This is a genomic window from Nostoc punctiforme PCC 73102 (genome assembly GCF_000020025.1).
In the GTDB taxonomy this organism is placed as follows: Bacteria; Cyanobacteriota; Cyanobacteriia; order Cyanobacteriales; family Nostocaceae; genus Nostoc; species Nostoc punctiforme.
The window spans coordinates 17,842-44,563 of the sequence record NC_010630.1; the positions used below are offsets into that span (position 1 = coordinate 17,842).

At 39.3% G+C, this 26,722-nt stretch carries 22 protein-coding genes and 1 pseudogene; 11 read left to right on the plus strand and 12 right to left on the minus strand.

Annotated elements, in window-relative coordinates:
• Positions 1–72: 72 nt before the first annotated feature.
• The 8 genes from NPUN_RS36500 to NPUN_RS36535 all read right to left on the minus strand — a co-directional run bounded on the left by NPUN_RS36500 (position 73) and on the right by NPUN_RS36535 (position 9,183).
• Positions 73–1,590, minus strand: coding sequence for a TrbI/VirB10 family protein (locus NPUN_RS36500; RefSeq protein WP_012412861.1), 1,518 nt, complete (start codon positions 1,588–1,590; stop codon positions 73–75).
• 4 nt (positions 1,591–1,594) lie between these two features.
• Positions 1,595–2,311 (minus strand): hypothetical protein, encoded by a 717-nt coding sequence (locus NPUN_RS36505; protein ID WP_012412862.1) that lies wholly within the window; start codon positions 2,309–2,311, stop codon positions 1,595–1,597.
• Positions 2,308–3,360, minus strand: a complete 1,053-nt coding sequence (locus NPUN_RS36510) for a type IV secretion system protein (protein WP_012412863.1) — start codon at positions 3,358–3,360, stop codon at positions 2,308–2,310. The genes NPUN_RS36505 and NPUN_RS36510 overlap by 4 nt, the downstream gene beginning before the upstream one ends.
• The gene (locus tag NPUN_RS43970) at positions 3,350–4,120 is read right to left on the minus strand and encodes a hypothetical protein (RefSeq protein ID WP_012412864.1); all 771 of its coding nucleotides are present in this window, start codon (positions 4,118–4,120) and stop codon (positions 3,350–3,352) included. Before NPUN_RS43970 ends, NPUN_RS36510 begins: the two co-directional genes overlap by 11 nt.
• On the minus strand, positions 4,062–4,619 hold the full coding sequence (locus NPUN_RS36520; protein WP_012412865.1) for a hypothetical protein: 558 nt from the start codon (positions 4,617–4,619) through the stop codon (positions 4,062–4,064). The genes NPUN_RS43970 and NPUN_RS36520 overlap by 59 nt, the downstream gene beginning before the upstream one ends.
• On the minus strand, positions 4,616–7,672 hold the full coding sequence (locus NPUN_RS36525; protein WP_012412866.1) for a helicase HerA domain-containing protein: 3,057 nt from the start codon (positions 7,670–7,672) through the stop codon (positions 4,616–4,618). Before NPUN_RS36525 ends, NPUN_RS36520 begins: the two co-directional genes overlap by 4 nt.
• A gap of 174 nt (positions 7,673–7,846) precedes the next feature.
• Positions 7,847–8,335 carry a hypothetical protein gene (locus NPUN_RS36530; RefSeq protein WP_052304754.1) on the minus strand — a complete coding sequence of 163 codons (489 nt, stop codon included), beginning with the start codon at positions 8,333–8,335 and terminating at the stop codon, positions 7,847–7,849.
• Positions 8,336–8,715: 380 nt separating this feature from the next.
• Positions 8,716–9,183, minus strand: coding sequence for a double zinc ribbon domain-containing protein (locus NPUN_RS36535; RefSeq protein WP_012407622.1), 468 nt, complete (start codon positions 9,181–9,183; stop codon positions 8,716–8,718).
• 77 nt (positions 9,184–9,260) lie between these two features.
• On the opposite strand from NPUN_RS36535, the gene NPUN_RS36540 reads away from it, so the two are divergent.
• Positions 9,261–10,175: a tyrosine-type recombinase/integrase gene (locus NPUN_RS36540; RefSeq protein WP_012407621.1), complete on the plus strand. Its 915-nt coding sequence runs from the start codon at positions 9,261–9,263 to the stop codon at positions 10,173–10,175.
• 121 nt (positions 10,176–10,296) lie between these two features.
• Positions 10,297–13,342: pseudogene (locus tag NPUN_RS36545) on the plus strand (Tn3-like element ISNpu13 family transposase).
• Positions 13,343–14,089: 747 nt separating this feature from the next.
• Here NPUN_RS36545 and NPUN_RS36550 read toward each other — a convergent pair.
• Positions 14,090–16,279 (minus strand): bifunctional DNA primase/polymerase, encoded by a 2,190-nt coding sequence (locus tag NPUN_RS36550; protein ID WP_012412868.1) that lies wholly within the window; start codon positions 16,277–16,279, stop codon positions 14,090–14,092.
• Positions 16,280–17,980: 1,701 nt separating this feature from the next.
• A complete protein-coding gene (locus NPUN_RS36560) occupies positions 17,981–18,169 on the minus strand; it encodes a hypothetical protein (protein ID WP_041566746.1) in 189 nt (62 codons plus the stop codon).
• Between NPUN_RS36560 and NPUN_RS36565 the strand changes: the two genes are divergently transcribed.
• Together NPUN_RS36565 and NPUN_RS36570 are read left to right on the plus strand one after the other, a co-directional pair.
• Positions 18,170–19,102: a ParM/StbA family protein gene (locus NPUN_RS36565; RefSeq protein WP_012412869.1), complete on the plus strand. Its 933-nt coding sequence runs from the start codon at positions 18,170–18,172 to the stop codon at positions 19,100–19,102. It begins immediately after the preceding gene.
• 1 nt (position 19,103) lies between these two features.
• A complete protein-coding gene (locus NPUN_RS36570; protein WP_012412870.1) occupies positions 19,104–19,514 on the plus strand; it encodes a hypothetical protein in 411 nt (136 codons plus the stop codon).
• Positions 19,515–19,690: 176 nt separating this feature from the next.
• Here NPUN_RS36570 and NPUN_RS36575 read toward each other — a convergent pair whose 3' ends face one another.
• Both NPUN_RS36575 and NPUN_RS36580 read right to left on the minus strand, forming a co-directional pair.
• Positions 19,691–22,669: a Tn3 family transposase gene (locus NPUN_RS36575; RefSeq protein WP_012412871.1), complete on the minus strand. Its 2,979-nt coding sequence runs from the start codon at positions 22,667–22,669 to the stop codon at positions 19,691–19,693.
• Positions 22,670–22,692: 23 nt separating this feature from the next.
• Entirely contained in the window at positions 22,693–23,160 is a 468-nt protein-coding gene (locus tag NPUN_RS36580; protein WP_012412872.1) for a double zinc ribbon domain-containing protein, read from the minus strand.
• 87 nt (positions 23,161–23,247) lie between these two features.
• On the opposite strand from NPUN_RS36580, the gene NPUN_RS36585 reads away from it, so the two are divergent.
• The 7 genes from NPUN_RS36585 (at position 23,248) to NPUN_RS36615 (ending at position 26,512) form a co-directional block, all read left to right on the plus strand.
• The gene (locus NPUN_RS36585) at positions 23,248–24,141 is read left to right on the plus strand and encodes a tyrosine-type recombinase/integrase (protein WP_012412873.1); all 894 of its coding nucleotides are present in this window, start codon (positions 23,248–23,250) and stop codon (positions 24,139–24,141) included.
• Positions 24,142–24,490: 349 nt separating this feature from the next.
• On the plus strand, positions 24,491–24,712 hold the full coding sequence (locus tag NPUN_RS36590; RefSeq protein ID WP_012412874.1) for a hypothetical protein: 222 nt from the start codon (positions 24,491–24,493) through the stop codon (positions 24,710–24,712).
• Positions 24,713–24,745: 33 nt separating this feature from the next.
• Positions 24,746–25,096 (plus strand): hypothetical protein, encoded by a 351-nt coding sequence (locus tag NPUN_RS36595; protein WP_041566747.1) that lies wholly within the window; start codon positions 24,746–24,748, stop codon positions 25,094–25,096.
• Between the two features lie 5 nt (positions 25,097–25,101).
• On the plus strand, positions 25,102–25,305 hold the full coding sequence (locus tag NPUN_RS36600) for a hypothetical protein (protein WP_041566748.1): 204 nt from the start codon (positions 25,102–25,104) through the stop codon (positions 25,303–25,305).
• Between the two features lie 57 nt (positions 25,306–25,362).
• Positions 25,363–25,692 carry a hypothetical protein gene (locus NPUN_RS36605; protein WP_041566749.1) on the plus strand — a complete coding sequence of 110 codons (330 nt, stop codon included), beginning with the start codon at positions 25,363–25,365 and terminating at the stop codon, positions 25,690–25,692.
• Positions 25,693–25,830: 138 nt separating this feature from the next.
• A complete protein-coding gene (locus tag NPUN_RS36610; protein WP_012412876.1) occupies positions 25,831–26,097 on the plus strand; it encodes a hypothetical protein in 267 nt (88 codons plus the stop codon).
• 43 nt (positions 26,098–26,140) lie between these two features.
• Positions 26,141–26,512 carry a hypothetical protein gene (locus NPUN_RS36615; protein ID WP_012412877.1) on the plus strand — a complete coding sequence of 124 codons (372 nt, stop codon included), beginning with the start codon at positions 26,141–26,143 and terminating at the stop codon, positions 26,510–26,512.
• Positions 26,513–26,722 lie beyond the last annotated feature (210 nt).

Here is a 26,722-nt window from a genome sequence, read left to right on the forward strand (position 1 = left end):
TATCTGCAAGAAATTGTGTAATAGTTATAAATTCAGAATTTATCCTTTTAACTCATTACTCATTGCCTAATTTCATATCGAAATTGATTGATTGACAAAGATTTGCACTGGTTTACCTGTTTCAATTACGAAAACTTGCTGTTGCTGTTGTACTTGTTGTAATTGCTGCTCATTGGAATTTTTCATCCTACTGAGAATTTGATTAATACTGCCTTCAGTAAAACCAGCCAGTAAATTCTTATCACTGTTACTTGTTGTAGTGGTTGTTGTACCCAAAGAGCTAATTGTTGTCTCTGAATTAGCTCTATTTTGAATCTCAGCCACCTTAGATAAACCAGACAGCATAGATGCCATGAGCGAATTGCCTAAATTACTGCCACCTTGACGAGATTCAGCTTTAAGTAAATTGCCATTTTTACCCAATATCAAAATCGAATTCTGAGGCAGTGGCTTTTCCTCTGTTTTACCGTTGATGTTCACTAATACAGAAACAGCCGTCATTTGCACTATTTCTGAGTTAGTGGGATTGATCATAGCCACAACATAAGCATTTTTGGGTAAAACTTCAGACCCATCAAATGCTTTCAGAGGTTGAGTTAAACGAATCAGGCTATTTTGTTGCTGCTGATTACTTACACCACTACCCACCCAGGCTACAGGAGTTTCTATCATACCCGCCGCACGAGTTCCGACTAAAACCCGCTTGCCATCGTAGTTAGTCGGTGGTGACTGTGGTGAAGAATTGCGATCACTCCGAGGTAGGCTATCTGGTTTTACCCCTATACCCCCATTCACTTGAACATTACCCAATTCTGCCTCTTCCTGGTTTAAATCTGCATTGCCAGTGTCAGTAGAGGAGTAATTACCGACATTAGCAGCTGCTAACCACTCCTGCATAGGGTCTTTGGGAGTAGTACGACTGGGTAATGGATTGGAAACAACTTGAGATTTTATGGGTTTTGATACAGGAGCAGGCGCAGATTGTCTAACTACTGGTTGAGCAGCCACGCGATTGCTTCTACTAGGTCTAGTAACAGTAGGTAGCGGTGGTGCTTGATGAATAGTTAATGGTCGCGTTGGTGTAGGCTGAGTTTTGACGGTAGGTGTAGGAGTGACTGTAGCTGTAGGGGTAATTGTTGGCGTTGGTGGTGCAGTTTCAGCGTTTTTTTTAGTAACAGCTTGTAACTCCCCTTTTTGAGAGGTGAGAGCGATCGCTGTTTTAAGCTCTCCTTCCTCATTTTCATCATCTGATTTAATATCTGTCTGAATACTTTTTGCATTTTGCTGGGCTGGCTTATCACCGGGAGAATTCAAAGCCCCTGTAATTGAGCTAATCATCGTTCCAAACATGACAACTATTAACAGCACCCCACCAGAGACTGTTAACCCTTTTAGTAATGGGTGATTAGCTACAGGGCGAGTAGTGACAATTTCTTCTGGTTCAGTTTTTTGTTCATCCACAGGTGATGATGTTTCTGAAACATTGGAAATTTCTACCCCATTCATCCGAGCAAATTCTTGGCTTCTATGGGAAGTATCACCAGTAGTAGCTTCAGAATTCGTATTTACAACTTGACTTTGATTTGACATAAAGCTACTTTCCTAAATCTAAATCTTGGATGCGGTAAATTTCCATTCCCGCTTTTCTAGCTCTATAAGCCTCTATCTGTGGTACAGAAGGATTATTCGGTAAAGGTGGTGTATCTACTGCTCTCACAAATACAGTTTTATTAAAAGAAATAGCCTTACCTAATTGGTCTTGACCTTTAAAAACTACTAAGTTGGCAACCATTTCTAATCGCCATTTACCTTCTTCTATTTTCTGAGGAGGCGAAAGATGGCGTACAAGTAAAGCTGATTGAGTATCACCATTAAACACGTCAGGCGGTGTTAAAGCTGCGATTTCTCGCAGAAAACTAGCGCGAAAATCTTCTGATAATGCAAATCCTGCACTCCAAGTATTTGTAGTGAGTTTTTTATCAGATACTTGTACACCGGGGTCAAGTTTTAGTTTGGTTGGATCTAAGTTACTATCAGACGACTTGGGAACGGCATTCCAACTCATCAAATTCATCATTGTCCGCCCTGCAAAGTCCATAATCGCTTGGTCAGTACGGTCTTTTTCTCCTACAGCAATTGCTCTAATGGAAGTACCGTCTTGAAGTTCTACTAAGGTAGGTTTCTGGTTAGATATTTTACTTAATTTACTGGAATTAGTTAGATTTATCAGTAACAAGAAGAGTAAGATAACAGCTTGCCCTATTGATACTAAGGGAGTAAAGTTTATCTCTTTCTTATCAAGTAATCTCATCTGAATACCCTCCCTGAGATTAACCTCCCACTGCTAGAGAAACATGAGAAAGCTGCCATCCCTCCACCAGACCCCATTGCTAACGCCAGTATTGGAGACAAAATTGCTTGTACTAGCTGTAAGAACAAGGGATTATTGTTACTAGCATTCACTATTGCACTAGCAGCCATTCCACAAACAATTGAGTATGACATGAGTACCAAAGTCAGTGCTAACCATCCTGCAACCCAAGCATAGATGGGTTTAGCTCCAAAAGGAAAAAGTGAAAGCACTAAAAAAATAGGGGCGATATAGGCATTTAGTAAGAATGCTACTTGCACAACATATTGAAAGGCTGCTTGTAAGCCACTGAATATAATCCATGACAGGGCTTGCACCATTGAATTAATAGTTTGCCCAGCTATATCTAATGGATTCCAGCTATTTGAATAGGAAGATAAACCGTGCTTTTCTTTATACTTTTGAGCGTTATTTTTAGCTTGATTTATTTTTTCATCTCTACATATTTCTCTGGGATTAATTTTTTGTCCTTGGTCATCTACGCCATTCTCAGGCTCTTTTTCACATTCTTGTAGTTGTGTTTGAACTGAAATAGCAAAAGCCTGATCCATATTGGCAGTACGAATAGCATCTCTCAAAGTAATGCCATTTCGCGTAATACTTAATACTTTGTCATTCAAATTTACCGCTACATTACGAAACATCAAAGATGTGGTAGCAAGTAACTGCCCATTATTAACAGTCAACATTAAACAGACTAATAATGGATAGACCATCTCATTCAAAATTTCATGACTAAATCCTTCCTGAATTAACCTAGAATACCAACTGATAGACCAGAAAGAAACAAAAACCACTCCACATAAAGCAGAAACAGCAACTACTGCTTTAAAAACTTCACTGTTACCGTTAGCTAAATCTTGCCAGTCTTGGTTAAATGAAGATACAACCATGCGAGAGCCATTAATCGCACCGTCAACTATATCTTCCGCGTTTGTATCTCCAGTAACTGCTAGTAAATACCAGAAGTTAGTTAAATTATTTAGCATTGCTTTGCTCCCAAAAAGCATCAGCAAAAGCAGCCGCACCTATAATTTGTCTTGCACTGGAATTATTATTAGCTTGCTCTTTTCTTGCTTGTTCATCCAACCTACTGGAAATGTCACTCAAATTGATATTGGCTGCTGATAAAGCTCTAGTTTGTTTTTGTGCTTCACTGTGAATTGATTTAGTAATAACTGTTGTTTGTAGATTCTGCACTGCCATCTTTTTCAAGATGTCTTGAGTGATGACATCATTTTGTACTTCATCAGCAGTATTAGATGAATTTTCTACAGCATAATTAGAGATTTCTGCTTCTTGCGCTTGAGTTTTTTGCCCTTCTCTGCCTAAAACAGATCCAGATAGTCCATAAGTATAAGCTTGATGCCATTGTCTCTGAGCATTTTCACCTTGGGCTTGAGAATCAGTTTCTACTAAATCAGTATCTTGCTGTTGAATAATCACCTTGATATTTTTACCTGCTTTTAATGGGTCAGGTATACCCATAACTCCATTTGTAGAAGTGATGGCTATATCTAGGTCTTTATCTTCATCTTTGTTAGCGTCTTTCGATAGCTGGCTAAATTCTTGGCTATACAGCTTAATGTATGACTGCAAGCTTGTCATGACTTGCTGAAATTGTTCTAGAAATGAAGATTTGGCTGTGGCCGGTAAAACTGAACAAAAAATGAATACAACTATTAAACTACTAAAAACTGCTAAATGGCGGTAGATATGGGCTAATGTCAATCGGCTGAGTGATTTCATATAAATTCTCCAAGGAGACTGTAAAAGATTTGGGAGCGCAAGCAGATATTACTTCTGCTTTATTTCCTAAAAGTTTCTTACCAGTTACTATTAGTGGTTCTGGTGGATATTTATCTGGTTGCCTAGATAATCTTTCAAATAAATTACCTTCATATCTAGGATTAACAGGGATTAAAGATACTGGCTTATCATACATCAGTATGTATTGTTGCTCTGGTTTAAAATCAGTATTTATCCCAGGTTTATTTAATTTAATTTGAAGTTTATCTTGAGTTTTACTTGCATAATATGCCGCTTTGAGAAATCGGTCACTTTGTACATATCGGTTAGCAGAATTTAAACGTTGTTGACAAGCTTGCTGTTTCTGGGCAATATACTTCTCATGCTGTTGCTGATGCCACTTCCACACTTCAAATGATGCCCATGATGATAAAACTCCTAAAATAGCCAACAAGACTTTATATTGTGCAAATACCGTAGCAATTTCTAACTTTTTCATAAAGGCTTTCCCTGCTTAATGCAACCAACATAGTATTTAGCAAATTCAGACACCCATTGAAACTTATCTGAGTACATTGCTTTAAACCTATCGCGTGCTGCTTGCTCTTCTCTGCTATTAGCAACTAACGCCAACATTGGGTAGGAAGGATAGTAACGACAGCGTATATATTTGTTGTTGTAATCCAATAGCCACAGCGTATATAGCTGTTTTACATTGGGACGAAAACTTTCATTTTTATCAATAATTTGCTTTGGTATGCCTAAATGCTCTGAAAAACTTTTTGCAGCCCCTGGTACTATCCGCCCTATTAACCGACAGGGCATATTTTGTAAAATTTGTTCACCAGCTTCTGAGTTAGCGATCGACAGAATATCTTGACCCGCAAGTATGACCCGACAGCCAGATTTTCGAGCAGTCGCGCATTTACGACCCACTAACCGCGATAAAGCAGCAAACCGCAACAATACACTGGATTCATCCATGAAGAAAACGCTATTGGGTGCTGATAGGGATTGTCTAGAAGCGGCAATATAAGCAGACATCCCGAAAACTTCAGCGTCTTTACTTGATTGCAGGTTGGTGAGGGCAAAGGTAATCAGCTTGGCATCAGTATCAAAGGTGGAGGGACGACAGATGGCATTGCCAATACTGCTGTTTCTCCAATATTGAAAGCGTAGGCGGATATAGTTCAATGCCCTATCTACGTTTTCATCTTCATAACCCAAGTTTATGTGGTCTGTTGAGAAAAAATGCTCCATATCTGCAAGGGTTGGGGTATTCTCCCAAGCCGCAGAACCTAATCCTCCTTTCTTGGCAAGAGCAAAGCGTTGTTGAATGTCGGGGTCATCGTAAAAGGCTTTTGTCCCTAGTGGGATAAGGGATTCGATTGTTTGGGACAAGAAACCATCAAATGATTGCGAACCCAAGACTAACTGAAGAACAATCAAGTTGACATCGTTTCTGTGGGCTTTAGCTCGTTCCTCCCGTTGTTCTTCTGGAATTTTTGATAAGTCTAACGGCTGCACCAAATTGTTAGACTCTTTGGAAATATCAAAGTAAAAACCGTTGTGATAGGGTGTGTAGTCCCCAAATGTCCCTGTGCCGTCATCATTGGGCAGGTCTATCATTAAAATGCTCATGTCCTGAGCTTGGCACTCGGCGATGATGGAAGCTACCAAAACTGATTTACCTGAGCCGGTTGTACCCAGAACTAAAATATTCTTGGTTTTTGATAAGTCAATTTTGACGGGTGAATCACTCTCATCTGCGATTAACTCAAACCCTTGATGATCTGCGGGACTATTCTGCACTATATTAGTTAATCCCAAAACTTCACTTGCAAAGAAAGTTTGCCGACGATTATATGGGCGCATCAAAATCGGTTCTTGCCTGATGAGCAATGTTTGCAGCCAGATTAACCAAGCATATTCATATTCACGGGTTAGTTCTGTGGGTTGGTTAATATAGCCAGCTATCAACCTACAGGCATCGTCTACTTGCTCTGCTGTATCTCGGTAAACCAGCACTACCAAGCTTAAATTTAGTGGTACATCTCCTGTATATAGTTGCCTTTGTGCTTCCACTGAGCGTTCCACATTGATTTGGGCAGAGACATCTATTGATTTTTTCTGCTGAACATTCAAATCTAATGCCCTAGAACGTTTGGTAATCATCTGCTGGGCTGCACGGTTTATCCCTCGGTCAGCCGGCGAGAATTCTGTGATGATTTCTACATCAAAAATGTTGTTGCGTGAGAATAAATCCCACAAGAAACGAATTTGATGTTTAGTAGAGGCAAAGATTTCTGGTTTCCGGGTTAGTACCATTACTCCGACATACTTTTTCTCATCACCGTTGGGTAAGCAAATCCATCGTTTATCGGCGAAAGGTACACCATTATTGAGAATAATTGAGGTGAGATGCGGTTGACTGATGATTTCCAGTGGTTTATCCAATGCAGCCTTTTCATCAATTTCTTCTCTTAATCCCTCTTCATCAAATATTAGAGTATGCGGAATGATTACTTCTTTTGCTCCAATATTTTTACAAAGCTCTCTCCATAGGTCTCTATCGGTTTTAGGTTGAGGATTCAAGCCCATTTCTGAAAGAATTTGTTGGTATCTCAATGAGGCTTCTAAGGCTTTTGTTAAAATCTGTGTAAATCGCTTTTTGGTGATTTGACTAATTCCTGAATCTGTGAATCTTCTTTGGAGGAAGTTAGTTAGTTTTGCCAAAAACTTATCTACTGGGTCTGAAGTATCTAGCGATTCTGAGGTGACTGTAAATGACCAATAAATATTTAATTTGATATCTTTACGAGCTTTCTCCTTTGTCAGTTTTTGAGTTCTTGCTAACCTCCCCCAGTCTAAAAACTCACTTTCTAGAGACGTTGGATTATTCAAACGTTGCATTAAATAATCTGTACTATCACTATCATCGCAGAATGAACTCCAGCGACAAGTGATTTTTTCGCCTTGGGGAATTTCTTTACAGCCGTTTTCAAAGGCTTGAGCCACCGCTTCTATTTCTTGTTCTGAATGGAATAAAGGATGAATTCCAGTACAAGCAAAACCAAATATTAATTGCAGAGTGTTACTACTTTCTGTCAGATTCTTTTTACTTAGTAGATAAGCTCCAACGACATAAGAATCTTTTTTTAGTCTGACTATAGTAGTCAAATCTAACCAATCTTCAAATGGATTGAGGGTTTTAGGTTTAGATGAACGAGTTAGCTTGACTTTTCTAGTACCGACTTTTTTTTTATGCTGTGGTGATGTGTAATTAGCATATCCTCTTGTCCATCTGGGAAGAATTGGATAAACCTTTGACCAGTACAGGTAAGGTTTATCTCCTGATAAAAAAGCTACTGATAAACTAGCCCAAAATGCCAAGCCTAAACCCCAAAATATATCTAATCCGAGAATTAAGCAAAGCAGTCCAAAAACTACGCAGAATACCCCAGCGAAAATTACGAACTGTCTGCCTGTAAATGGGCCAAACTTTGGGCTTTCACCTAAGCTCTGATTGACTTTGATTATCTCTTGTTTCATGAGCTTTTAAAAATTGCCATTAAATCAGAAATCAGAAGCCAGAATTCAAAATAAGTACAGGTATTATCAGCATCAATAAGGCGGTGCATCCTCGTAATTTTTTGATTGGTAGCAACTGCCGTTAAATGCTGTTTAGGAGTCAGTATGGATTCTGATTTCTGAATTATTCGGTCATTAGTTACAAGCTGTGTTATTGCCAAAAAGCAGTGATTGGAATACTACAATCAATATCACAGATATGAAGGTAAAAATTGGCTGCTGAATGACATTACTAACTTCTTCACCACGTCCATACGCCGCAACCCCTTGATAAATAGAGAAGCAGAAATAACCGAATAAAACTATTGTCAAGGCGGTAAATAAAATCATTGGCAGACTAGTTAAGACTGCATTAGTAATCGCTCCACCTGCTGAGGCACTAGTAATTATACATTCCATTGCTTTTTGTGCATTAGAAAATATGGAATCTGCTCTAGCTGCCCTCGATTGTAAACCAATTAAAAGCGTTGTAGTGACTGAAACAAGCTGCCAACGTACCTGAAAAAATATCTCCAATAAGCTTTTTGAACCTTTATTTTTTGTTGCTCTACTATCAGCACGTTCATCTGCTGATATAGATGCTTTGAGCCGAGCCAAAGTCAAAGGTAAGTGTTTTCTCTGCATAACAAAGACTAGGAAACTGCTTAACTGTCCTAGAGCATCCACTTTTGGAAGAAAAATAATTATTTCGTACCATAAACCCACTATATGGGTTGTCTAAAAAAGTCTATCTGCCAAAACTGAATGCTCACAACTGTCCTTTGCCAAAAAGACACACTTTAATTACTAGGAATAAATCTGATTTCCTGTCAAAATCAATTATTTTGCAAAGGAACAATAAAAAAACTCTAGTACAACTAACTAGAACCAAACCAGTTTTGTAAATTTAATTCAAATTTCTATATACTTTTTTACTATTAAACGGGGTAAATATAGCGAAGCTGTCACCAGGGGCAAGATAGGCTGAAAGTATTGTGGAGTCTGGGTTTGAGAAAAAGAGTTGATTATTGGATTTTAGCGGTTTTGACAGGCGTTTTATAAGCACAGCCACAAATTGGACAAAATCGGTGTCTCAAAGACAACACCAACTCACCGCAATTCGCACAGTTAGCTCGAATCGGTGTACCGCAGAGATAACAAAACTTGGCTTTGATATGACTCCACATAGGGTCAACCGCCGCGCCAGGATTCCAACATTGGGGACAAAACTTAACCCCTCTAACCTGAGATACTTCCTCACCCTTGATCACAGCATCAAAATATTCTTGAGGTACGCCAAGTGCGATCGCTAACCCTTGAAGTGTCCTACGATTAATTTTAAGCGTAAGTCCTCGCTCGATTTTCCCGACAGAGCGTCCATGTATACCAGCAGCATCCGCCAACTCAGACTGAGTTAAATTGAGTTTCTTCCTGACCCGTGACACGTAACTAGCAAGGGATTCATCGCTATTGGGAGTTTTAAAAGTATCCATAAAAAGCTCAGGGCTAACTCATAAAAAGATATATAATTTATCAATAAAAAACCAAGCGAGAGAATACAGAAACAACCGTGAAATCGGCTGTAACTTTAGCCACTGTCACGACCGAATTTCTAGAGCGTCCTGGTCTAGCACCAAGTACTAGAGAAACCTATGAACTGACCCTCGGACTTTTACTGCAAAAGTATGGAAGTTGGTCAATAGAAATTATCAGTAAGCAAACATTAGTTGAGTATCTAAATAATCTCAGTCATTTAAAATACACAACACACCACAAGCATCAAGCAATATTACAAAGTTTGCTTAACTTTGCAGTAGAACAAGGGTATATAAAATCCAACCCTATCCGGGGACTAAAACAACGTCTACCTGAAAGAGAGAAAGGCGAACATAAAAGCGACGAGACAATAAGATATCTAACACAATCACAACTAAATATACTATATTCTGCCGTAAAAGATGACTTACGTCTAAGTACGATAGTTCATTTACTGCATCGCACAGGATGCAGAATAGGAGAGCTTTTAGCCCTAAACATAGATTCTGTAGATATCAAGAACCAGAAATTTCAAGTATTAGGTAAAGGCAACAAACAACGCTGGTGTTTTTACAGTGATGACGCAGCCTCAATGCTTGCTAAATACTTGAAATACTCACGGCATCAAAATACGAATGCCTTGTTTACAGCACAACATCCAGTTACCCGAAAAGTAAGTAGAATCAGCTACCATACATTGCATGATTATTGGCGGGAGACAACCAATAAGTATCCACACCTTCAAGGAGTTCGCATTCACGATTTACGACATACATTTGCTACAGAACGAGTGGGGTTAATCAGTATTGAGGAATTATGCTCATTAATGGGACATGAAAGCATTCAAACAACTTTACGTTACGCTAAAGTCACCTCACAGAAATCAGAATCAGCTGCACGTCATGCCTTGAATATACTGATTAATTCCGACCAAAAAGCTGACCTTTAGGGCAATTATATAGAATCACTCAGTTCCAGTATGTTTTTCATCGAGAAACAGCATTTTATCTCAGTTAAAGATTGTTACCCCAAAGAAGATAGAATACTGTTTGGTTGAAGAGTGAGACTTAATGAAAAAAACCTGGCAGCCAGAAGAATTAGTAGAGTATTGGACGCTACTCCCTCTTGAATTAGCACTACTGAATCAGAAAAACGACGAAAATCGGTTAGGTTTTGCTATATTGCTCAAGTTTTTTGAGATTTATGCCAGATTTCCTGAGAATAATCAAGAAATCTCCCAAAATGTTGTTGATTATGTTGCCAAACTTTTAGATATTTCCCCCCAAAAGTACTCTTACTACGATTGGCAAGGACGCTCCATAAAATATCATCGCGCTCAAATTAGAGAATTCTTTGGATTTCAAGAAACCAAAGTTAGTGATGCTTTTGAGTTAACTAATTGGTTAGCAGAACAAGCACTAATTTATGAGTTAAAATTTGAACAGCTAAAACTTGCAGCAGTAGCGAGACTACGGAATTTAAAACTTGAACCACCGACAGATTCCAGATTAGAACGTATCATTCGCTCTGCTATCAGAAATTTTGAATCTAAATTTTTTCGGGACATAACTTCCCAACTATCTAACCAATCTAAAAAGTGGATAAATGATTTTTTGAAAGAGAAAGCTTCCGATCAGGAATTAGATGATACCACACAAACAAATCATGATAAACAACTGAATAATCCAGGAGATATCCAATTATCTCAACAGTTAGATGACACGAATAACTCAGAAATAAACACTGAAGTGACTAGATTAACATGGGCTGAATTAAAAAAAGACCCAGGGAGAATTGGTGTAGAGAAGTTTTCAAAAGGAAGTTGCTAAATTAGAGATTTTTGAGCAATTAGAATTACCAACAGACTTATTTAAAAACATCTCTACCAAAGTTCTCCAAGTCTATAAAAGTCGGGTAATTGTTGAACATCCTCGTGACTTACGCCGTCACCCAGAACATATTCGCTACACACTATTTACAGCTTTTTGTTGGCTCAGAAGTCAAGAAGTTATAGATAATTTAGTAGAGTTACTCATTCAGATTGTCCATCGCATAGGTGTGAATGCAGAAAAACGTGTAGATAAAGAGCTTATTCAGGATTTTAAACGGGTTCATGGGAAGAATAATCTACTATACCAAATGGCAGAAGCTTCCTTGAAAACACCTGATGGCACAGTCAAGGATGTGATTTTTCCTGTAGTAAGTGAAGTGACTCTCAAGAATTTAGTGAAAGAGTATAAATCTACAGGGAATGCTTACCGTGAGAAAGTTTATACGGTGATGCGCTCTTCTTATGGTGGATATTATCGGCGAATTTTACCGTTAATTTTAAACAAGCTCGAATTTCGTTCAAATAATGAAGTTCATCGTCCAGTTATTCAAGCGATATCTTTACTAAAAAAGTATGCTGATAGTAAACAGCGTTATTATGATGCTGGAGAAGATATACCCATTGAGGGGGTATTACGTAGTGGTTGGCAAGAAATTATATTAGAGACGGGAGCAGACGATGAAATCAAAGTTAATCGCATTAATTATGAGTTGAGCGTGCTGCAAGCATTGAGAGAAAAGCTGAGATGCAAGGAAATATGGGTTGTAGGAGCTAATCGTTACAGAAACCCTGAAGAAGATTTACCTGCTGATTTTGAGGCGCAAAGATTAGAATATTTCCAAGCTTTGAAACAACCATCCGATGTAGAAGTCTTTATTGCTAATTTACAGCAATCTTTGGAGCAATCATTAACTTTACTGGATAAAGGAATACCTAAAAATAGTTTAGTCACACTTAAAACGACAGGCAAAAGTCGAATTTGTGTTTCTCCTCTGAATCCTCAAAATGAACCGACTAATTTGACTAGGTTGAAAACTGAAATTACTAGGCGTTGGCGCATGACTAGCCTCTTAGATATTCTGAAAGAGACTGATTTGCGAGTTAAGTTTAGCCAACACTTTCAGAGTGTATCAACACGAGAGGTTTTAGGCGAATATACTTTACAAAAACGCTTGCTACTTTGTTTATATGGTTTAGGAACGAATACTGGATTAAAGCGTTTAAGTGATGAGATTAAAGGCGACAATTATCAAGATTTACTCCATGTTAAGCGTCATTTTATTCAGAAAGAACAATTACGTAATGCTATTGCCTGTATTGCAAATGCAATTTTTACTGCCAGAATTTCTACTATTTGGGGAGAGGGTACAACCGCCTGTGCTTCTGACTCGAAAAAGTTTGGTGCTTGGGATCAAAACTTAATGACTGAGTGGCACATCCGTTATGGTGGAAGAGGTGTGATGATTTATTGGCACGTTGAGAAGAATTCTGTTTGTATTTATTCACAGTTAAAAACTTGTTCTTCTTCTGAAGTGGCAGCCATGATTGAAGGATTATTACGCCACTGTACTGAGATGAAAGTGGAGACAAATTATGTGGATAGTCACGGTCAAAATGAAGTGGCTTTTGCTTTCTGTCATTTACTGGGTTTTCAGTTAATGCCGCGTCTTAAACGTATCAATGTTCAGAAATTATACCGTCCTTCAACTGGAAATAATGATGCTTATCCAAACTTGCAACCTATTTTAACTCGCGCTATTAATTGGGATTTAATTCGCCAACAATACGACCAAATGGTGAAGTATGCTACTGCTTTGCGTTTGGGTATGGCAGAAACTGAAGCCATCTTAAAGCGTTTTACTAGGGGTAATTTATTACACCCTACTTATCAAGCCTTGGCGGAATTGGGCAAGGCTGTAAAAACTATATTTTTATGTAAATACCTGCATTCGGTTGAACTGCGACAAGAGATAAATGCTGGACTCAACGTGGTGGAGAACTGGAATAGTGCTAACAGTTTTATTTTTTACGGCAAGGGTGGGGAGATTGCTACTAATCGTTTGTCTGACCAAGAATTAGCTGTGTTATCTCTGCATTTACTCCAGATATCTTTGGTATATATAAATACGTTGATGATTCAGGAGGTTTTGTCCCAACCACAATGGATGAAGTTGATGAAGTTGGAGGATTTGCGGGCGCTTTCGCCTTTAATTTGGGGTCACGTTAATCCCTATGGTACTTTTCGTTTGGATCTTAATGTCAGGTTGCCAATTGAGACGGGGTAAATGTGTCTAAAAATACGCTTTGTTCGTATGTCTCTTAATCTTATAGTCTGAAAGTCATCCACCGCAGTACTTTCAGCCTATCTTGCCCCTGGTGACAGCTTCGCTATATTTACCCCTAAACCCGATTTTAGCAAGATTTTTATTACTATGAATAGTTGACAAAATATTTTACTTATGCGTAATTATTCAAAATTCCTTATTTCTTGTTATTTTTACAAACATAAATTTTCTTACAACTTTCTTTATCTATTTTTATAAAACCTCATTCAATGAGGATAAATATTGTTTTTTTGAGTGTTGAATATCTATTTATGGCATCAAAATAACTGGTTTTGATGCCATAATGCCCATTTTTGGGACATAATTATCTTTTTTGGGACTAAAATGCGATAAAAGCTGGAATTAGTCACAACAACGCACCTATGGTTGCATTGTTAGACATCTTTAACCGCTTTTATGCTCTTGTTTATTCAGAATGGGACAATTTCTTTTTGTTAATTTTTTATAAAAATGGTTCATAAATACAAAAATTTAAAGGCTTTATCTTAATGCCGATTGAGTAACATTTTCCGTAATACTACGTTTAGAGAAAAAAAACACCGCAAAAAACTTGCTTTGTATCTCCGTATATAGTACATTTGTTCTAAATATCCAGGTTCTAATTTCCCCACTTAATTGTGGGGTTTTTATTGAGTTTTTGCAGTTAAGTCAATCATTTTTAATCAAAAGCCTGCACGATCGCAAATTCTATAGCCTGTAGTCATGTCTGCTTTGTTTTAAACGCTCTGCCATCTCTAGGGCAGAGGGGTTACTTGCCAGCCATTCCTGCGCTTCCTGTTGTAAAATCAGCGACGGCGATTCTAGCATTAGCAAACGCATGGCCACCTTTTCTAGTTTGATTCGCTCCTGGGGCAGGAAGGATAAGTTTTCTATAGTGCAGTATAATTTCAGCCAATGACGTGCTTGAGCAGTTGCCTGAAGTTTCAGTCTGATTGCCTGACGGTAATCATCTGGGCTAAAAGTTTGCTGTTCAAGTGGATCATCCGCTTCTACAGGAATGGGTAGTGAATCTACACATCCTACATTTGAGTGTGTAGTAGTTGGTATAGAAACTGGTGCAAAAGGTTCGGCTTCTGAGGTATATTCACCCTGTAAAGTGTTCTTAGAGGTGCTATCAACATCACTATGATCAGTGGTTACTACGTCTGAAACACCTAACCCAGTAATTGTTTCCTCATTTGATAAGTCTTGCTTATTGTCATCAAACGATTCGCTTCGGAAAGGTTGGTATAGGTTTTGCTTATGATTGGTAAAATTTGAAATTTCTGAAGAATTAAAACTAGGATCTGAAGAATTAAAACTGGGAGAAAATTCTTGAATTTGAATTTGAATTTGAATTTGAGAAGATTCCTGAATTTGATTAAGTTCAGCTATAGGCGTTGCTGGCGGCAACGCTTTAGCTGAACTCAAGTACAACACCTTCATATATGGGGGGAGTGTGTAAATTTTTGCTGTTTGCTCCTGTATCCCTTGTTTGGTCTGAGTTTCAGACTGCGATTCTTCTAACCACGGGTCTGGTATTTGGGGATATTTTTCAGGATATAAAATCGCTGTGTTGCTGTCCAGAAGCTCATTTACAGGCTGTTTTGATGCGTTTTTTTGGTGGTCAGGATGCCATAAGGGTAGGTATATTGCTTTGTGCAGGGTTGTCTGACTTACTCCTTTGCCATACTGGGCTTTGGATGCGGCGATAATTGCTAGAGCGCGATCGCTTGTCCGTTCTGGAAATGTTAGAGCTTGTTGTAACTGTGCAACAATCGAACGAATCCGCCCTATTGTCTCTTGCTGACGTTGTTCGTTAGGGTGCAGGTTGATGATTTTATTTTCATCTACTCTGCCAAATTGTTCTTTATAACTGTTTACCCGTTGCGGTGTGCCTGGGTACGGGGTGTAAAATCCTTCACAGCACCTTGCCCATTCTTTGGCTCGTTGTTCGATTTCATGTTGATGGCGACACCAGTTTACGTAACCTGGAGATTGGCAGGCTGTGATCACTATATGATCTACTAGTGTCTGTCCGCTTAATTGGCGAAAGACTATGCCGTAACACGCTATATCTTTGAGCAGTTCGTTGGTCTGTCCGTTTCCTGTCCATCCTTCAGAGATGCGTTGTTCTAGGTCTTGCTTCCATTGCTCGGCTGCACTGCGCTGACGGTAGGGAAATTTTATAATTTTTTTGCTGTTGGCTCGGACTAGTGCTTGGGCTAATGCTTCGTAGTCTTGCCCTTTTGCTGACCAGTCGGCGGCATTGAGGAAGTCTTCGATGTCGTCTGACCACGGTTCTAGGCAATCATCAAGTACATAAGAGCCTGTCTGTAAGGGTAAGCGATGGGCGTTAAAGTTACTGGGGCTGCCTTTGCTGTACACTTTGCAGTTGGGGAATATTTCTAGTTCTCCTCCTTTGATTTTGAAGCCTGCTGCTTCTAGGGTCTGCTGGATGGCACAGGCTAGAGTGTAGGAATGTTGTTTTTCTTCTAGGAAATAATATATATGCAGTCCGCCACTATCGCTTGATTGTATGGGTATTGGTCTGCATAAGCCGATTTCTTCTAGGCTGGCTAGTAGCTGCCGGTATTTTATTTGGCTGTTTGATGGATGTAGCTGGCTGCCTCTGTCTATGTCTATTAGTAGGTAGTTGGTTTGTTTGGTAAACCGCAGTCCTATTAAGACATCGGGGTTTAAGTATTGTTGCCACAGGTTACGCGGCTGTAAGGGATAGCGGGTTTCTGTTTGCCACTGTGGGCGTTCACCACTTTTTGGGGTGGGGGCATAGATGAATCCCCAACCGTGATGGAAGTATTCTAGAAACCTTTGCCCTAGTGGATCTAATGGCTCTAGGGTAGGTTGTGCTGCTGTGTTTACTTTGGCTTTTGCCATTTTTCTCTCCCCGATGATGATGATTGGTTCATCGGAGCTACCCACACTTTTTAGGTTCGGGGTGTATCTTTTGTGGTCTGGGGTCTTGGCGTAGGGTGTAATCGATAATCTTTTCCTACACCCAACATCCAATACCCTAAGCCCTTCTTGGTTCTTAAACCCTACCCCCTACCCTCTCATTTGAAGGTTCATTAGCGGTGTTTATATCAAATGTCACCAACGGCTACAAACAAAAATTTTCCAATTTGCTCAAAAATTAATTTTCTTGTCAAAATGGCTGTAATCCTTAGCCTGAAGCTCTCATAGTCAATTTTATAAGGTTGATGTCACTTGATTTAAGTTGCACTAATTTTGCCTTTATGACCCAGACATTGCTACATTGAAATTGTTTATAAAAAATATTGACGGTTAGTCGTTAACCGCTAAACGTATGTCTGGCGTGTGGGCAGCTAGCCGATTTCTTTTTTTACCTACTTGACGCAAATTGACCAGCGACTGGTATAATACCTGGCGCTAGCTTGTGGGTAGTAAAGAAAGCAGAAATCAGCCCTTTGCATTATTTTTTTTAAAAAGAAAAGTGCAGTTTTTGATTGAAAAAATCCATTATTCACGACGTTATCCTCTTCTACGAGGCATCTAGCCGTCAAATCATCCCTCAATTATTTCTGGCTCAATAGCTTTTGCCAATACTCCGCTTAAATTCAGAGTTGGGATAAATTGTAGCGGCAGATGCTTTTTTTACTATTTGTCCAAAAAAAAGCATAAAGTATCCCGCCTGTGTGCTAATATTGGCAACAGACAGATACACGTAGGTTACGAGTGGTGAGTCCTCGTCAGTTTGGAACAATTTGGTGTTTGTGACCGGCAAGTCTTTATCGCACCGAAACAGTTCTACAACGACTCACATTTATTCTGACTATCTGAATATGCTGTTTTGGTCGTTACTACCTCCCTTGTAAAGACTAATTGCAGTTTTACGTGCAGACTTACTCTCGCTAGAGTAGCATGAAAAGCGGCTCGACCGTATAAAAACAGATTTGTCTGTCTGGTCTTGTAGGCTTAAAACATTCAAGCGAACATTTAAACAATTACATACAAACAGCGATCGCTCTTTAGCTGGAGTGGTCGCTTTTTTCAATCGCCCTCCAGAAATGTTAAGTAATTTTAATGATATTTCATTCATCTGTAACCAACCCATTTCTTGTATTTACGTCTTTTGAAGGCATTGAGTTAATTTCGTTTTTATTGACGTGCTGACCAGTCCCTTGGGTCTGTCACTGGCTCAAAATCATAATCTGGCTTGTTTGGTTGATTTTCCTCCGTCACGTTTGGCGACTATTAGTTTTGTTGCATATATCCCAATTCGGTTAATCGCTCTTTTAAAAGTTTATTTACGGCCGCGTTAGAACTAATCATTTGGTCTTCTGCGTATTTGTCCAGAGCCTCAACGATTTCATCTAAATATCGAGTTGTCCTATTTGTTGTCGGTTTTTTCTGGCGGGCCATGAAAGTAATCATAATTTTTCTATCTATACATTAGATTGATTACATCTACTCTAACTAAAGTGATACCACATTAGTATCAGCAAGTCTAATAGTTTTTGAACAAGATATTTAAAATAATGATACCATAATGCAACCACAGTGATACCATTTTAGTTACACTTTAGTTATTATATTTATATGCGTAAAGCGAATACGTTAAGCCTGAATCATGACAACTAGGATGTAACAAGCACCTTTGAGGTAACGCGTCTCTGCAATTTTGAGTAAGAGTTTGGCAGATCCAGACTTAGGGAAATAGTAGAGAAAAGTACGACCAAAATAGCTATCTGCAAAGGTTAGCAACAGCCAAAAACGGCTGCTACTAGCTTTATCAGGAGATTGCAAGTGATCAATATTTACTGTGCAGATATCGGAAACTACAGCAGTATCACCGCCCTCAAAGGTGAAAAACCTCGCGTGATGCGCTCAGTCTTCCAAGACGTGACTTACACCAGTGCCAGAGATTTGGACACTGATAATTCACCCTCTATCAAACTTGATGATAAGGTTTTAGTCCTTGGAGACCGCGCTACTAAGCAGAAAAATTCACAAACCGCAGCAGAAAGGGGTAAAGACCTGCCAGAATTCTTTAAACCGTTCACCTTGGCTGGATTGCGGCAGGATTTTGATGGTGTTGTCCGGTTTCTCGTCCCAGAACATTCTCAATGGCACGAAGACACAATCAGACGGACTCTAGTTGCAGAGCATCAAATTAACGTCAACGGCACAAACTACAGACACCGAATCAAAAACGTTGAATTTTTCCTTGAGACAGATGTTGCTGTAATTAATGCTTACAGAAACGGCAAGCTTGACATGGATGGTGACACACTCGCTATTGATATCGGTGGCGGTACAACTAATTATGTTGTCATCACCCCATCCTCGGAAGTTCTCACCCGTCGTTCAATTCCCAAAGTGGGCGGTGTCTCTCTGGCTAACGACATCATCAATAGTGATTTGATGCAGAGTTACGCCAAGCGCGATAACGTTGCTTTTAAAGTGGCAAAGATGATGGACGCGATCGCTGACGGTTCTTTCACTTACGGACGTAAATATGACTTTAGCTCAGTCTTTCCAGGGTTGTTAGAAAACTGGTTTAACAATCTGATGGACAGCATCTCTACAGCTGCTAATGACTATCTTGCAGACGTTACCAACGTGATGCTGATTGGTGGATGTGCTAATTTAGTCCGTCAAAAGCTGAGTGCCAAGCAAGGCTTTTACATTCCTGCTAATCCACAATTATCAAATATTCAAGCACTGTTGGCTATGTGAAATGCAAGTACGTTTAGCGGCTCAAGTCGCCAGCAAAGTTGAAGGAGTCCGTCTTTCACTTAACTATTCCAAACTGAGTGACACTGTAAATCTGCTATTGGATGCAATCAAACATCAATGGCATCTGAATCTGTCATCCTTGCCCCAAACTGGGACAATTAACCCCAAAGTCAGGCTAGATGAACGTCATCAAGCCTGGGTGTCTCAATATGCAACCGAGAGGGGAATTAGCGTCACATCTGCCACAAATCTCTTGATTAGTGAATATCTAGCAGGCAATACGATGAATGTTTTGCCTCAGATTCAAAAAATTGAAACAGAAAATCTTGCATTAACTCCACAAATATCTCCACAAGAACAAACGACCGAAAAACTGAAAGGTCAGCTATTAGTTAGGAGTCTTAAGTTATGAATCAGACCCGTGTAGTCTTGGACGAGAAGCACATACCTAAAGCCAAGGAAATCATTGAGCAAACAGGAATTAATACATATTCACAATTATTTACCATCCTGTTGGTGAACTAGGCGTCACCGTGCCAAAACGGGAAAATTGTACGCTAAGGCTGAAACTTGTATTAGATAAGCATTTCAGCGATACTTATTTTCTTTAACCCGCAAAGGACGCAACTGGCCAAAACTGGTCGCCTGCTTCAAATTCCACACATAATCGCCAGTGAGATTGATATGCTCCCAACCCAACGGTGACAAATGTTGCAAATGTTCTTCAGGAATATCCATCCCCTGTTCCTGCAAATAATCTACAGCTTTTTCTAAGTACACCGTATTCCACAGAACAATAGCAGCAATCACCAAATTCAAGCCACTAGCCCGATAAAACTGGTCTTCATAAGAGCGATCGCGCAATTCCCCCAGCCGATTAAAAAACACTGCTCTTTTCAAGGTATGTTTCGCCTCACCTTTATTAAGTCCCGCCGTCGCTCGTCGCCGCAGTTCTGGACTCTGCAACCATTCCAGGGTAAATAAAGTCCGCTCAATCCTCCCCAACTCCCGCAAAGCCAAAGCTAAACGATTCTGCCGAGGATAAGAAGCTAATTTCCTCAACATCAAAGAAGCAGTCACCGTCCCCGTGCGAATTGAACTAGCAAGGCGAAGAATCTCATCCCAAGACTCTTGAATCAATTTCACATTAATCTTGTCACCTACCAGAGGTGCTAAAACCGAATCAGGGGAACTAGGTTCAAAAGTATATAATTTCTTATCAGGTAAATCTCGCATTCGGGGTGCAAATCTAAACCCTAATAAATGGCACATTGCAAACACATGCTCGGTATAACCGCTTGTATCTGTATAATGCTCCTGAATCTGTAAATCACTCTCGTGATACAACAAACCATCTAAAACGTGAGTTGCATCCCTAATCGTGGCGTTAATTACCTTAACGTGAAATGGAGCATACTGGTCGGAAATATGCGTGTAAAAAATCACGCTTCTATCCTTACCGTACTTGGCATTGATCTCTTCATTAAAACTGCGATGTCCACCTGCTTTAAACCGTTGGCCATCAGAAGAAGATGTTGTCCCATCACCCCAATAAGCAGCAAATGGGATCTGTGCATGAAAATTCACTACCTCAGCTAAAGCCTTGGAATAAGTTTCATCTCGAATATACCAATCCGCCACCCAAGCTAAACGCTCAAAAGACATTCCTTGAGTTGCGTCAGCCATCCGCGTTAAACCTAAATTAATACCATCAGCAAGCAAGGCACTTAACAAAACAACTTTATCTGAAACTTGTTCTCCGGAATGTAAATGCGTAAAATGTTTAGTAAATTGTGTCCAAGAATCAACTTCTACCAACAAATCAGTCAACTTAATTCTTGGCAACAAACTATGAACTTTTCTGCTAAATTCATCAACCTCCTTGGGGACAGCATTGGTGAGAGGAGTGATAATTAACAACTCGTTTTCTATCCTGACATCTACCAACTTATTCTCTACAATCATTGAAGAAACAAGCGCTAATTGTTCAGACAATTCGATTGAGCGTTGTTCAATATAGGTAGTAAAATCCGTTGTTACTGCCACAGGTATAGTGTTAGAAGAACGCATTGACTGCCATGAGCTATCTGGTAATAAATAATCCTCAAAATCTTGGAACTGCTTCGAGCCTGCTACCCAAATATCCCCAGAACGCAAACCACTACGTAACTCAGCTAAAGCACACATCTCATAGTAGTGACGGTCAATAGTATCGCCCTTAATTACGTGTTTTGACCAACGAGGCTTAACGAAACTAGTGTCCGCAGATTCCGGCACTTTTCGACCACCTGATATATTTAATTCTTTAATAATCTCTAAAGCCTTTATTACTGGTAAACTGGCAGAAGTAGCTTTAAATTCAAAGGCTGACAACAATTTAGGCGTATACCGTCGTAATTGTGAATAACGGTTATCAAGCAGTTCAAGATAATCAAAATCTACGGGTCTGGCTAGCTTTTCCGCTTCGGCAACACTACTAATAAATTTCTCCCAATCCAACACAGATTCAATCGCTTGATAGGCATCATTGGACTCATCTCTAGCTGCAATTAATGCCTTGCCCACTTGAGCATACAATCGGACTTTTTCATTAATCGCTTTGCCATCGCGTTGAAACTTATCGCCGTGCTGATGCTCACTTTTATTAAATAATTTACCCATCATTTTATCATGCATTCCAATCGCATAATCGACCAATGAAGCACTCCATTCAATCAGAAAAGCAACTAAAATAGCATAACGTCTCGATTCATCCAACCTAGATAGGTGAGCAGGTGTAGACTTTGCACCAGTTCTAGTAAATTGCAGCAGACGATTTTGGTGTACTCGTTTCAAGCATCCAGAGTCGAGGTTGAGATGGCGAATAAACTCCAGTCGTTCCACCACTTTTAAAAAGTTTCTTGGATTAGCCTGACCTGGTGGTTGACGTAGCCAAATTAAATCAGTCAGTTTTTTATCAGGCTCTACAACTAATAACTTATCTAGCGCCGTCTTTTGTAATGTTGTCAAACTTTTAGTCAACTCAAGACATACTAATTTTTGAGCGCGATGCCTGACCTCCCAGGCTAAACGTTCTACTGTAGAAATAGCTGGAATAATAATTTGGCGCAAGCGCATCTCATCAATCAACACTCCCACAAGCGCCATCCCTTTATCTGACGATATTGCAAAAGGTAATAACCATTTTGAGAATTGCTTGTATGTAGATGTATTAAAAGTATGAAATCCGAAATTGTTTTGAATTTCTGCCAGATGTTCGCGTCGAGTTGTATCCCTTTGGGAATATTCGGTGATGATTGTTGGGTCAAGTTTTAATTGAGATGCAATATAAAACAGTACAGATTCCGGTACTATTTCTCCTAAACTCCAAACACGACCGGGGAAGCGTAGGTAAGATAACTGTACGGCGAAACCAAGACGATTGTGCGGTCTACGACGCTCTTTGATAACTTTGAGTTCGTCATTACTAAAAGTATAGTAGCGAGCTATATCTCTTGTCGTGATAGAATTGGGAATTTCAGTAAATTGAAGTCGTTGTGTCGGAGATAAAAGTTCGCGCGTTGCCAATTAGATACCTGGATATTCAGTTTTTAAGAAGTAGTTTGATTTTGTTTATAATTCGCACCACAGTAAGGGCAGAATTTAAATTTCAATGACATAATTGGTTCATTGCAACTAACACAGCGATTTCGTAAAGCTGTGCCACAAGCAAAGCAATACTTCGACCGTAAATCTGTCCACATTTGGTCAGGGGTAGTTCCTGGAGTCCAACATTTAGGACAAAATTTTAACGTAGTTATTGTTTCTGGAGAGACTTTCTTCGCTGCCGCATCTAGGTACTCCGGTGGTATTCCCAACGCAGCAGCTAGACCGCCTTTAGCCTTTTGATTGAGTCTATTAGTTTGTCCACCCTCAATTTTGCGGATGGTCTGGATATGTATTCCCGCTTTGAAACTCAACTCTTTTTGGGTTAAAGAAAGCTGACCTCGCAATCTCTGGACGTAATTAGCAAGCCCTTCTTCTCCCAATGGTCGCGTTGAATGTTCTGTTACAATCATCAAAATATATCTGAAAATATATTTGTTAATGATAAGTTAATATCTAAACCTTTATTCAAATAAATTGTAAAAAGCTTTTCTAAAGTAATGATGACTTTAGCAGCTTTAGCCACCAAGTTTTTAGAACGTCCAGGACTAGCCAAAAGTACTCTGCGTTCATATCAGTCTACGATTATCCCCTTGCTCAAGGAGTACGGTCGATGGTCAATAGAAATCATCGACAGACAAGTTTTGATGGAATATCTCAATCATTTAACTGATGTTTCCTATACGACCCACCACCGTCATCAAGCTGTAATCACGGCTTTGTTCAGTTTTGCTGTTGATATGGAATATCTCAAATCCAATCCGGTTGCGGGTCTCAGAAGACGTAAACCCAGTCGAGAACAAGGAGAACACGCTACTGATGAGGCTGTGCGTTACCTTACTCCATACCAATTAAGTATCCTGTATCGTGTCATCAAAAAAGATGTTCGTTTGTCTGCATTGGTGCGTTTGTTGCATACTAGTGGCGCTAGGATTGCTGAGGTACTAGCTCTAAATTTAGATGAGATAGACCTCAAAGCCCGAAAATTTCAGGTTGTTGGGAAAGGCAACAAGCAACGGTGGTGTTTTTACAGTGAAGTAGCACTCAATAGTCTAAATCACTACATTGAATATTATAGACATCCTAAGCATCCAGCCCTGTTTACTGCTCAACAGCCAAAGACTTTGGAAGTATCCCGGCTTTCTTACCGCATGGCGCATAAATCCTGGATTAAGCTCATCAGAGATAGTCCTGAACTCCAAGAAATTCGTATTCATGACCTACGGCACACTTTTGCTACAGAGCGAGTGGGATTAATGGGAATTGAAGAACTCAGGGCGCTCATGGGACATGAAAGCATTCAGACAACATTACGGTATCAAAAAGTAACGTCGCAACGTGCAGAAATTGTGGCACAATTGGCGTTGAAAAACCTACCAAATTTTTCTGAATAATTTCAGTATTTAACTGACCAAGTGTGATAATAAAACAATACTTTTGCCAAAACATACTATGCTTGGTGCAGGGAATACATACTACTCTGCACCAACAAAATAAGGGTAATCAACCACTCAGGTAAAACATCAGCCATCGCGCTGAAAAACAATACAACAAGATTATCCATCAAGTGACAAAAAGGGAATTATGTATTTAAACGAGAAAACAGGTCAACCCTGCACAATAATTGAACACACCACAGCAAACGCACCTTATTGCTTAGTTAAGTATGCCGATGGTGTGCGTAAAACTGAGCATTTCGCGGATTTGAAGAGAATTAGGGAAGTTGCAAAATAGGAATTAATTATGAGCAACCCTGACAATCATCCTGTTTTTGAAATTACCGTTACCGAAGAAGATGGAACTTTTTACGAGTCGTTTATTGCGTATGTTGATGGAGATTTATTTCGATGCTTGAAAATTTTAGATTATCCCGAAGACTGGGAAATTGATACAGAAGAACTATCAAAAGATACGCCGGAAGTGAAGTGGTATTTATGCGAATCTCAAATGATTGAAATCGATTGATAAACACTATAGCCTGCTATGCTAGCCAAGACTATGGATATGAACTGGAGAATTTCAATAGGCACACAGCCAAAATATAATACAAGCCAAATGCTATCGAATCATTTTGATAGTTTATTAGCAGATGCCAGATTTAATTTTACCATGCCTAAATACTATTTTAGGGAAAAGTGTATTGGAATTGTACGGTATTGTGAATGTATTGAATGTACCGCTTTTGATTGCTACGAATGCCAAAAGAGAATACCAAAAGGTCAAGAAAATATTATTTACTGGTCGGATGATAACCCACACTACTATTGCCAAGATTGCTTGCCAAAACAATTAGAAGCGATTCAACAAACAGTAGATTACGGGTTAAATGAAACACACGATAGTTTTTAAAATATATGGGGAAAAGAAAATTAAAGCCGGGCGATCGCGTAATCTTTGAATCGCACGATGAACATTGCTTGCCATTTCAGCAAGTTGGCATCGTAAAACGCTATATTTATCCACACTTTCACCCAGATGGATATATTGAAATTGTGGATGAAGCCGGCGATACAATTCTTTACGGCGAAGCAGTCAAAGGGACTCAGAAGGCGAAATGACGAAATGGATATTTTTAAATTTTGTATAATCATCTCATTAAAGCATGGATTTATACAATGAAAATTACTGAAATTTACGTGAGGAATAATTGTTTAGTATTTTGCACCGATGATGGATGTAAATCAATTTATCATTTATCAAATATTGTTGTAGATACAAGCTTATCAATAGATTCGCTCTCTCCCGAAAACCTACCAGAATCAAGAGTAGAAACAATTATTGAAGCTGAAGGCGAGCAAATAGCAATGATTGAAATCAAAGGCCTAATTGGTAGATTAGAAAATGCAGAAAATTGCCTTGAGGCTAATTCTAATGAAGCTTATCACAGCTGCTCTTATTGCTTTTCCGGGCAAATAAACAATATTTTAAATCAACTTTTTAGTTAACCTAGTGAGTTGAAAAGGGAAGGGGAAAGAAACCTTTAACCTTTTCCCAAAACTCAATTCCGAGTTAAAAATGCAAAACCCGAACAGTATTGCGATCCAACGGATGACCTAGATAATGAATGGGGATCTAGAAAGAGAATGACTAGCAAAAAATTTTATGACCCTTTGGAGCATTCACCACAAGAAAATCAACAATACTTGATTACTTTGATAGAAGAAATGCGATCGCTTTTGATTGAAATGCAGCACGGAGAAGAAGATTTTCTACAAGTTTCAAAAGATACTAGAGCAATGCTGTTGGCTGCTGTGTCTGAAGCAGGAAGGTTATTAAAGCCGGCTCAAGAGTACAGCGTAGAAGCTCAAGCTGTAGTTGATTATGGCTTTCAACCAGAGCATCTACTGTAAGGCGTTAAGTCTAAATCTCATAGCAAGGGAATAAAAATAAAAAATGAATATCAAGAGTGAAAATTATGCTGATTTTCAAACTTGGTCAAAGCAAGTTGCATCTTGGCAATGTATTCCTCCGATAGTTTCTATTGACATTGAGCGAGAACGTAGTTGCGTGTGGTTTAATGTAGGTGGCGAAAATCGTCCTCTTGTTAGGTACGCAATTTTTTCCAATATGGGTGGTTGGCAAAGTGGTCATGAGGCTAATGCTGCTGCTAATCCATCGGCTTCTTCATTAGGAGAAGCCAAATATTTATACAACCAACTTATTACTGGCAAGATGAATAATGAAGTCAAGTCAATTTTGACTATTGTTGCAATTGCTAAGTCTAAAAATACTAATATTAGTATTTCTGAGAATCTTATAGCCTGAAAGTCATTCATAGCAATACTTTCAGGCTATCTTTCCTCTCTGAAAGCTTCGCTGTCTCTACGCCAAAGTACACCTATAGGAGGCTCAATCTTACTTACGGGTGTTATTGAAAAATGGGTGGCTAAGATGCTTATGGGGGAAGGCTTTTAGCCTTAGCGTACAATTTTCCCGTTTTGGCACGGTGATGCCAACTACGGTGACATTCTTGTT

Bases quoted from the DNA above. Each gene is read 5' to 3' on its own strand.
- NPUN_RS36510 (WP_012412863.1), bottom strand. From the start codon at position 3,360: ATGCTAAATAATTTAACTAACTTCTGGTATTTACTAGCAGTTACTGGA.
- NPUN_RS36535 (WP_012407622.1), bottom strand. From the start codon at position 9,183: ATGGATACTTTTAAAACTCCCAATAGCGATGAATCCCTTGCTAGTTAC.
- NPUN_RS36585 (WP_012412873.1), top strand. From the start codon at position 23,248: ATGATGACTTTAGCAGCTTTAGCCACCAAGTTTTTAGAACGTCCAGGA.
- NPUN_RS36580 (WP_012412872.1), bottom strand. From the start codon at position 23,160: ATGATTGTAACAGAACATTCAACGCGACCATTGGGAGAAGAAGGGCTT.
- NPUN_RS36570 (WP_012412870.1), top strand. From the start codon at position 19,104: ATGCAAGTACGTTTAGCGGCTCAAGTCGCCAGCAAAGTTGAAGGAGTC.
- NPUN_RS36600 (WP_041566748.1), top strand. From the start codon at position 25,102: ATGGGGAAAAGAAAATTAAAGCCGGGCGATCGCGTAATCTTTGAATCG.
- NPUN_RS36520 (WP_012412865.1), bottom strand. From the start codon at position 4,619: ATGAAAAAGTTAGAAATTGCTACGGTATTTGCACAATATAAAGTCTTG.
- NPUN_RS36550 (WP_012412868.1), bottom strand. From the start codon at position 16,279: ATGGCAAAAGCCAAAGTAAACACAGCAGCACAACCTACCCTAGAGCCA.
- NPUN_RS36595 (WP_041566747.1), top strand. From the start codon at position 24,746: ATGGATATGAACTGGAGAATTTCAATAGGCACACAGCCAAAATATAAT.
- NPUN_RS36525 (WP_012412866.1), bottom strand. From the start codon at position 7,672: ATGAAACAAGAGATAATCAAAGTCAATCAGAGCTTAGGTGAAAGCCCA.
- NPUN_RS36590 (WP_012412874.1), top strand. From the start codon at position 24,491: ATGAGCAACCCTGACAATCATCCTGTTTTTGAAATTACCGTTACCGAA.
- NPUN_RS36500 (WP_012412861.1), bottom strand. From the start codon at position 1,590: ATGTCAAATCAAAGTCAAGTTGTAAATACGAATTCTGAAGCTACTACT.
- NPUN_RS36530 (WP_052304754.1), bottom strand. From the start codon at position 8,335: ATGCAGAGAAAACACTTACCTTTGACTTTGGCTCGGCTCAAAGCATCT.
- NPUN_RS36615 (WP_012412877.1), top strand. From the start codon at position 26,141: ATGAATATCAAGAGTGAAAATTATGCTGATTTTCAAACTTGGTCAAAG.
- NPUN_RS36610 (WP_012412876.1), top strand. From the start codon at position 25,831: ATGACTAGCAAAAAATTTTATGACCCTTTGGAGCATTCACCACAAGAA.
- NPUN_RS43970 (WP_012412864.1), bottom strand. From the start codon at position 4,120: ATGAAATCACTCAGCCGATTGACATTAGCCCATATCTACCGCCATTTA.
- NPUN_RS36505 (WP_012412862.1), bottom strand. From the start codon at position 2,311: ATGAGATTACTTGATAAGAAAGAGATAAACTTTACTCCCTTAGTATCA.
- NPUN_RS36605 (WP_041566749.1), top strand. From the start codon at position 25,363: ATGAAAATTACTGAAATTTACGTGAGGAATAATTGTTTAGTATTTTGC.